General features: G+C 31.8%; 6 protein-coding genes. 4 read left to right on the forward strand and 2 right to left on the reverse strand.

Features of this window, described 5'->3' with window-relative positions:
- Positions 1–249: 249 nt before the first annotated feature.
- From RWR88_RS07880 to rnhC, 3 genes are all read left to right on the forward strand, one after another.
- A complete protein-coding gene (locus RWR88_RS07880) occupies positions 250–840 on the forward strand; it encodes a CYTH domain-containing protein (RefSeq protein ID WP_314349068.1) in 591 nt (196 codons plus the stop codon).
- 80 nt (positions 841–920) lie between these two features.
- Entirely contained in the window at positions 921–1,607 is a 687-nt protein-coding gene (locus RWR88_RS07885; RefSeq protein ID WP_314349066.1) for a DsbA family protein, read from the forward strand.
- 49 nt (positions 1,608–1,656) lie between these two features.
- Positions 1,657–2,571, forward strand: a complete 915-nt coding sequence (rnhC, locus tag RWR88_RS07890; RefSeq protein ID WP_314451650.1) for a ribonuclease HIII — start codon at positions 1,657–1,659, stop codon at positions 2,569–2,571.
- A gap of 645 nt (positions 2,572–3,216) precedes the next feature.
- Here the strand turns inward: rnhC and RWR88_RS07895 are convergent.
- The gene (locus RWR88_RS07895) at positions 3,217–4,119 is read right to left on the reverse strand and encodes a magnesium transporter CorA family protein (protein WP_314349064.1); all 903 of its coding nucleotides are present in this window, start codon (positions 4,117–4,119) and stop codon (positions 3,217–3,219) included.
- A 477-nt stretch (positions 4,120–4,596) separates the two neighbouring features.
- The gene (gene pepF, locus RWR88_RS07900; RefSeq protein WP_314451653.1) at positions 4,597–6,402 is read right to left on the reverse strand and encodes an oligoendopeptidase F; all 1,806 of its coding nucleotides are present in this window, start codon (positions 6,400–6,402) and stop codon (positions 4,597–4,599) included.
- Positions 6,403–6,619: 217 nt separating this feature from the next.
- On the opposite strand from pepF, the gene RWR88_RS07905 reads away from it, so the two are divergent.
- Positions 6,620–8,485: a heavy metal translocating P-type ATPase gene (locus RWR88_RS07905; protein ID WP_314451655.1), complete on the forward strand. Its 1,866-nt coding sequence runs from the start codon at positions 6,620–6,622 to the stop codon at positions 8,483–8,485.
- Positions 8,486–8,703: the final 218 nt, after the last annotated feature.

Consider the following 8,703-nt stretch of genomic DNA (forward strand, 5'->3'; position numbering starts at 1 on the left):
TAATTTAATTTTTAATTCTTCAATTGCTTGATTATATGGTGCTAAAAAAGCATCCCAGTCTTCAACTACTGGTAAATATTTTTCTTCCATTTACTCACCTTCTTTAATCTCATCCCTCCTATCATAGCATATTTTTTACTGACTCTAAAAGAATTTTAATAATCTTAAACTCTTCAATGGTTATTATTTGTAATTCACAGTAATTTAAGCTAAAGTAGAAAAAGCTTTGTGATAGAAAGAGGTAGAAACATGGCCCATTTAGAAAAAGAATATAAAAATCTTCTAACAAAAGAGCAATACGAAGCTTTAAAAGAAGAATTTCAATCTATTTTCACGAAAGATATTACGCAAACGAATCAATATTATGATTGTCACCAACAATTAGAAAATAATCGTTCTGCTTTACGAATTCGTCTTATTGACGGACAAAAAACAGGAGAAATCACATTAAAACTTCCTCAATCAGACTGCGAAGTCATTGAGATTACTGAAGAATTGCCTACAGAACAATTACAATGGTGGGTCGAAGAAGATATTTTCTTACTTCCAACAAGTATTAAGCTAGCACTTGAAGAACAAGGGATTGAATTATCCAACATCTCTCCAACTGCTACTCTAACAACCCATCGATTAGAAGGAATGTTAAGTCCTGGCTGTTTACTTGTATTAGATGAAAGTCACTATGCAGGTCAAACAGATTATGAAATAGAAATGGAAGTTGAAGATTTAGAAGCAGGAAAAGAAGTTTTCTTAGAAATTTTAAATCGTCATGGTATTACACCTTTAAAACCAATTAGTAAAATTAGACGAGCTTTACAAGCTTTTAAAAATATTAGCTAATTCAATGCTTTTTATTCCGTTTTTTTTCAATTTTCTGATACAATAAAAATACAAATCAACGAAAGGAGATCTAGTTAGAAGTGAAGAATAGTGAACTGAGTCATATTCATACTCGTCCATTATCTACTGAGAGAATTTTCGACTGTTACTTATTTATTAACCCTATTGGAAAACAATGTTATCATTGTGAACAAGAAGTGATGAAATTTATTGAACGAACTCCATATAAAGTACATGTTCATTTCATACCTTTTCATAATTTTAAATCAGTAACACAATATATGAAAAATAATCAGTTAAATGACAAGAATATTGACTTACGAAACGAAATCTATACAAAAATCTATGATGCTTCCCTATCTTATAAGGCTGCTCTTCTACAAGGAAAAAAATTAGGTAGAGCCTTTTTAATGGAATTGCAAACACAACTACATCTTCTTCATAAAGAATACACTCCTGAATTATTACAGGAAATTATTCAAATCATTGGACTTGATGAAAAAATGTTTTACGAAGATAAAGCAAGTAAACTCGTTCATCAAGAATATGAAAAAGATCAACAAATTGCACAAGAAATGATGGTCGAATCAAACCCTTCTCTTGTTATTTTTGATAATTTAAATCAACAATTTGGAGTTATCTTACATGAAAACATTTCTGCAGATATGATTGAACATGTCTGTGAAAATCTACATCATGCAATAGATAAATGCCCTAAAAAAACACAAAAGCATCAACCTTGCTGCGTGGTTAAAATGGTACATTAAACTATAAGAGACTGAATTTCAGTCTCTTTTTATTCATTGGAGGTTATTTATGGCAACAACCGTTTTATTATTAGATGAACAAACAATCCAACAATTGGGTGAAATTTATCAAGAGGCAATCCATCAAATCCCCCCTCATGCACATTATCAATTAAAACTTCCTTCTATAACGGTTACAGCTTACCATTCTGGAAAAGTGGTTCTACAAGGAACTAATGTGGATGCATTTGTTCAAAAACATGATTTAACAGCTTCAACAAGTACAAAGAAATCCAAAGTTGAAACAAATGGACTTCCAGAAGGCTTTTCAAACTGGAGCGTCATTGGTAGTGATGAAGTTGGAACAGGAAGTTATTTTGGTCCATTAACCGTTGCTTGTGCTTTTGTTCCTGAAGATCACATTAAAACATTACAACATCTCGGCGTAAAAGATTCTAAAAATTTAACAGATACTCAAATTCAAGAAATCGTTCCAAAAATCAAAGCATTAATCCCTTATAAGCTTCTTACACTTTGGCCTGAAAAATACAATGAAGTACAACAAACCAAAAATCTAAACGAAATGAAAGCTCTGCTTCATAATCAAGCGATTAAATTACTGTACCAACAATTAAATCCTGAAACAGTTCAAGCTGTATTAATCGATGAATTTTGTTCGCAAAAGAATTATTATAGTTATTTAAAAGAACAAACAACACCACTTAAATCGATGACGTATTTTAAAACAAAAGGTGAAAGCCATCATATTGCAGTAGCTGCAGCATCGATGATTGCTAGAGATGCATTTTTAGAAGGCTTAAAAACATTATCGAAAGAATATGGATATCCTCTACTATCTGGGGCTAACTCAGCAGTAGATGAATTAGCTAGTAAAATTTTAAAACAAGAAGGCATGGACGGTTTAAGAAAAGTTGCTAAATTACACTTTGCCAACACACAAAAAGCCATTGAATTAACAAAATAATCCCGTAACGAACAAAGGCGTACAATCAAGTTCAAACACCTGATTGTACGCCTGATTTTATTTTCTCTAATATTTCTCGCTACATCGTAGAACCGGAGTTTTTAACTATAGTAGTACTAAGACGCCAGTATCCCCTATCGGGTCTCTTGGCTAAAATTTGAGCCTGTAGTCTCAAATTTCCTTGTGATAGAATCTGTTATTACAGATTCTACCACTCGTACTACTATAAAAAATTCTTCTACTAACTTTAATAAGTATTCGTTAAAGTGGAAATAAGTTATTACGTAATTTCATACATATCGTTTCAAAAAGCATTTGACATTTTATAGTGAGAGGAGCCATGAGACCGAAGATATGCTGCTATCTTACTACAATACCAAAAACTCTCTTCTTATACGTTCTCTCATAATTATCATTCCAAATGGAAATGATATTTTATACTAGTATGAGTAAAAGTTTTTTATACGCTCTATCATAATTATCCATTAAAGTAGAAATGAGTTTTTATAGTAGTACGAGCAATAGAATCTAACTACAGATTCTATTGCAAGAAAATTTGAGACCTAGGCTCAAATTTTAGGCATGAGACCGCAGGTCTGCTGCCGTCTTAGTACTACTATACCAAAAACTCTCTTTCCACGCCCTTCACTTTTTCATAAGACGAGACAATATCACACTGACTAGTATCCAAATTCCTAAAATAATTCCTAATGCAATTCCCCAACCATGAGAATGTTCTGTAAAAGGAATTTGCACATTCATTCCAAAAAATCCCGTCACAATATCCGGAACCGTTAAAAGAATAGAAATAACGGTTAATAATTTCATCGTATCATTCAAATTATTATTCAAAACATTATTATATGTACCCGATAATTGCTGCAAAATTTGAAGATTAATCGAAGTCATTTCCACTAGCTGCTTTGCTTCAATTAAACTATCTTCTAACTCTTCTTTTTCTACATCATCTAAAACCTTAAATACAGATTGAGTTTTCAATTGCTCCAATACAATTGCATTTTGTTTAGTAGCTGAAACTAAATACACACTACCGATTTCCAAATCCGATAAAGCAAACAAATTTTTCTTTGTTGTTTTTTGTCGTAACATCTGACTTAATAACCCTTGTTCTTTTTTTAATTTTTCAATTTTTGGAAAATAATATTCCGTAATCATAAACAAACTGGAAAATAAAAATGTAAACAGAGACATATCTGGTCTTTCTTCTAATTCCTCTTTCATTGCTTGAACAATGTATTCATTATGATGGTTTGTAATCGTAATAATTTGATTTCTACGTACAATAAATGTCATAGGAATTGTTTCGTATTGATTTGAATTTAATGATTGCTTAATCACATTATAAATAACAATCAATGTTTCTTTACGTCGATCGTATTCAATATGAGCACGTTCATGTTCATCAAGGGCATACTCCAACATTTCACTATCAATTTCATACGTATCATAGATAGATGAATATTCACTAATTAAATCTGAATTTATATTAATCCACGAACAAGAATTTCCAAAATTTACTACCGCCATAACCTTCTCCTTTAAAATATTTTTATATCAATTTATTATATTTTAAATAAAGAGGAATAACAAATAGTATAAATAAAAAAAGACTTTCCATAGCAGGAAAGTCTAATTATAAACGTACTCTCATAAATGTCCGTTAAATACAAAAGAGTTTTCATAGTAGCACGAGTGATAAAAGCCAAATCTGGCTTTTATCACAGGGAAAATCAAGACCCTAGGCTTGATTTTTAGCCAAGAGACCGAAGGTCTACTGGCGTCCAAGTGCTACTATACAGAAAACTCTATTCACTAACGTTCTCTCATAATATCCATTAAAATACAAAAGACTTTCCATAGCAGTATGAGCAATAGAATCTGTTACACAGATTCTATCGCAGGAAACTTCGAGACCAAGGCTCGAAGTTTAGGCATGAGACTCGCATCAGCGAGACTGCTGCCGTCCTAATACTGCTATACCAGGAAAGTCTAGTTGTATAAACATTACTCTTCGTTCATCAACGCTTCTAATTGTTCTAGTCGTTGTTCGAACACATTCATTGCATCATATAGATATTGAGTTTGCGTCATATCTACCCCTGCTTTTTTCATAACCTCAATTGGTTTGTCACTACGTCCAGCACGTAAGTAGTTCAAGTAAGCCTCTAAATCTTCAGGAGTACCATGTAAAATCTTATCTGCTAAAGCAGTTGCAGCAGCCATACCAGTTGCATATTGATATACATAGTAATTCATATAGAAGTGAGGAATACGAGTCCACTCATACGCAATCTCTTCATCTTGAATAACATTTGCATAATATTTTTTATTAATTGAACCATAAATCTCAGCCATTGCTGCTTGAGTTAAAGGCTCACCTTTTTGATCTGCCACATGAATTTGATGTTCAAATTCAGCAAATTGAGTTTGACGGAAAATAGTCGATTTAAAACGATTTAAATAATTATTTAAAATATATTTTTGACTCTCTTTATCCGTATGTTTCTTCAATAAGTAGTCTGTTAATAAGTTTTCATTCGTTGTAGAAGCAATTTCTGCTAAGAAAATTGAATAGTCCCCATATTGGAATGGTTGAGTATGACGAGTGAAATAACTATGCGCACTATGTCCTAATTCATGCACTAATGTAAAGAAATTACTTAAATCATCATGCCAGTTTAATAAAATATAAGGAGCAGTTGCATAACCACCTGATGAATAACCGCCACTACGTTTACCAACATTTTCAGCAACATCAATCCAACGTTGATCATAGGCTTGTTTAAGAATATCTTGATACTCTTCCCCTAATGGTTTTAATGCTTCAAAAGTTGCTTTAGAAGCTTCTTCATAATTATATTTAATTGGTGCTTCACCAGTAATTGGAACATGCATATCATACATATGTAATTCATCTAATCCTAAAGCTTTTTGTTGTAAAGCGATATAACGATGTAATAATGGTAATTTTTCATTAACTACTTTCACTAATGCATCATATACTTCTTCTGGAACTTGGTTAGCAGATAAGGCTGCTTGACGACTTGATTCATAGTTACGAGCTAACGCTTTAAAATTATGAGCTTTCACTTCTGAACCTAGTGTACTAGCAAATGTATTTTTTAATTGAATATATGGTTTATATTTTGTTTCAAATACATTTTTACGAACTTCACGATTAGTAGATTCTAAGAATGTTATATAGTTTCCGTGAGTTAATTCCACTTCTTCTCCTTTTTCATTCTTAATAGTACCAAATTTAAGATCCGCATTATTTAAGAAGTTAAATGTCTTTGATGGTCCAGAGAATACTTCATTCGCTTTTGATAATAAAGCTTCTTCTTTATCCGATAAAACATGTCCTTTTAATACACGAGCTGCTTCTAATGCAACACGGAATTCTTCTAGACGTGGTTCTTCTTTAAAGAATTTTTCAAATTCTTCATCTGATTTTTCTAAAATTGCTGGTTCAAACCATGATGTTGCACCTGACACTTCAACATATACTGAGAAAGCACGTTGATTTAATACTTGATTTTCATCATTTGTAGTATCTTGGTCAGCTTTTAAATGTGAATACACATAAGCAGTTTCAATTTTTTCTTCTACTTGATTCGATAATAATAAGTAGTTATATAAATTTTCTCCAGATTGTAATGCTGTTTCTTTACTTGCAGCAATTACTGGAATTTTTTCTGATACAAAAGCTAAATCAGCTTCAAAACCAGAATTATCTGGATAGATTAATGTTAAGTCCCATGTTAATTCTACAGGAACTTCTTCACGAGTTAATGGTTTTTTATCACTCATTTTTTCTCCCACCTTCATTTTAAGATATAAACCATTCTACTATGAATTTTTAAATTTATAAAGGGAAAATCCTTAAAAATTAAGACTTTCTTATCTTCTCTCATTCTCAATAAGCTAATTGAGAATGAATTTCACTCTCATCTAGTTTAGAATTATTCTAATCTAGGAAAATTTATGTTATGATGTATTCAACAAATAAAACATGAGGTGAAAAAATATGAATATTTTAGAACAAAAACAAATTCGTTATACAATTACTTGCGGAACATTAATTATTTTGGGACTAGCTGCTAGCTTCCACGGATTGAATCTAGTATCTGTGATTTGCTACTTAGCAGCATTCTTAATCGGAGGATTCCACTCAGCCATTGAAGGAATTCAAGAAACTTTACAAGAACAACATTTAAATGTTGACTTATTAATGGTATTAGCGGCAATTGGTGCTTCTATTATTGGTTACTGGTTAGAAGGAGCTTTATTAATTTTTATTTTCTCATTAAGTGGAGCTCTTGAAGAATATGCTATGGCAAAAAGTGAAAAATCAATGACAGAATTATTAAACTTACAACCAAAAACAGCTACACGTATTCGTGATGGTCACTATGAAACAGTAGATGTTGAAGACTTAGCAATTAATGATGTTATTTTCATTAAAAAAGGAGAAGCTGTTCCAATGGACGCTATCCTAACAGAAGGTGAAAGTTTATTCGATGAAAGTATGATTAATGGTGAACCACTTCCAGCTAACAAAAAAGTAGGCGAAGAAATTTTCGCAGGAAGTATTAATTTACACCAATCTTGTACAGCTACTGTACACAAAAATGCAGATGAAACTGTGATGGCTTCTATCATTCGATTAGTAGAAGAAGCTCAAGAACAAGAAACAAAAACAAGTAGCTTCTTAAACAAAATCGAAGATCAATATGTAAAATTTGTATTAGTATTCGTACCATTAGCAATTGCATTCTTCTACTTCGGTTTCCAATGGTCATGGCAAGAATCTTTCTATAGAGGAATGATTTTGTTAACAGTAATGTCTCCATGTGCCTTAGTTGCTTCCGCTAGCCCTGCGATTTTAGCAAGTTTATCTAATGCAGCAAAACAAGGGATCTTATTAAAAGGTGGAGAAGCTTTAGAACAATTATCTTCAATTGAATCAATTGTTTTAGATAAAACTGGTACATTAACAAAAGGAAAACCAACTGTTCAAAAGGCTGTCATTGTAAATGAAAACGAAGAAGAAGTTCATGCAATGATGTATGAAATGGAAATTCGTTCAACTCACCCATTAGGAAAATCTATTACAGCGTATACACAAGCTTACAAAAATTCTGATGCGATTTCATTTGACAGCTTTGAAGAAGTAATCGGAAATGGATTAGTAGCAACAACTCAAGGTTCAACTTGGAAAATTGGTAAATTAGCTTGGATTGATGAAGACTGGAAACAACACACAGCATTAGCTTCTGATATTGAAAAGCACTTAGAACAAGGTGAAATTGTTTTAGCAATCGAGAAAAATGGACAATTCATTGGTTTCTATGCTATTACAGATGAAATTAAAGAAAGTAGCCAATCTGTATTACACTACTTTAACAAAGAAAATATTCAAACGATTATGATGACTGGGGATTCAGAATCAACTGCTGAAGCTGTAGCAAAACACTTAGAAATCTCTGATTATCAAGCAAACTGTTTACCTGAAGATAAAGCAACTTATGTTAAGAACTTAGCTGATAAAAGTGTTTCTGTAGCCATGGTTGGGGATGGTATTAATGACGCTCCTGCTCTTGCAAATGCAACCGTTGGAATTGCGATTGGTGAAGGAACTGCTTTAGCAATTGAAGCAAGTGATATTGTCTTATTAAAAAATAATTTATCATTAATTAAATATGGTCACGAATTATCTAAAAAAATGAAACGCATCATTTTACAAAATATTGTGTTCTCATTATCAGTGATTACAATTTTAATTTTAGCAAATGTTTTCCAATTCATTAACTTACCTTTAGGCGTTATCGGCCACGAAGGAAGCACTATCTTAGTAATCTTAAACGGATTACGTTTACTTAAAAAACTATAAAATAGACTAACAAAATAAAAATGACTTTTAAAATAGTAGCTAGGACGCAAGCAGCCAGCGAAGCTGTCTCATTGCTAAATTTCGAACCTTGGTCTCGAAATTTTATTTGAAACAAAGTACAAAAAAAGACAAAAAGATATTACCTATGCTATAATTTAAGTGAAAAAAATTTTTGATTGTCAAATTTTAAGCGTTAGTCTGTTGTCGCAGACCTAACG

This window comes from uncultured Granulicatella sp. (assembly GCF_963528195.1).
Lineage (GTDB): Bacteria > Bacillota > Bacilli > Lactobacillales > Aerococcaceae > Granulicatella.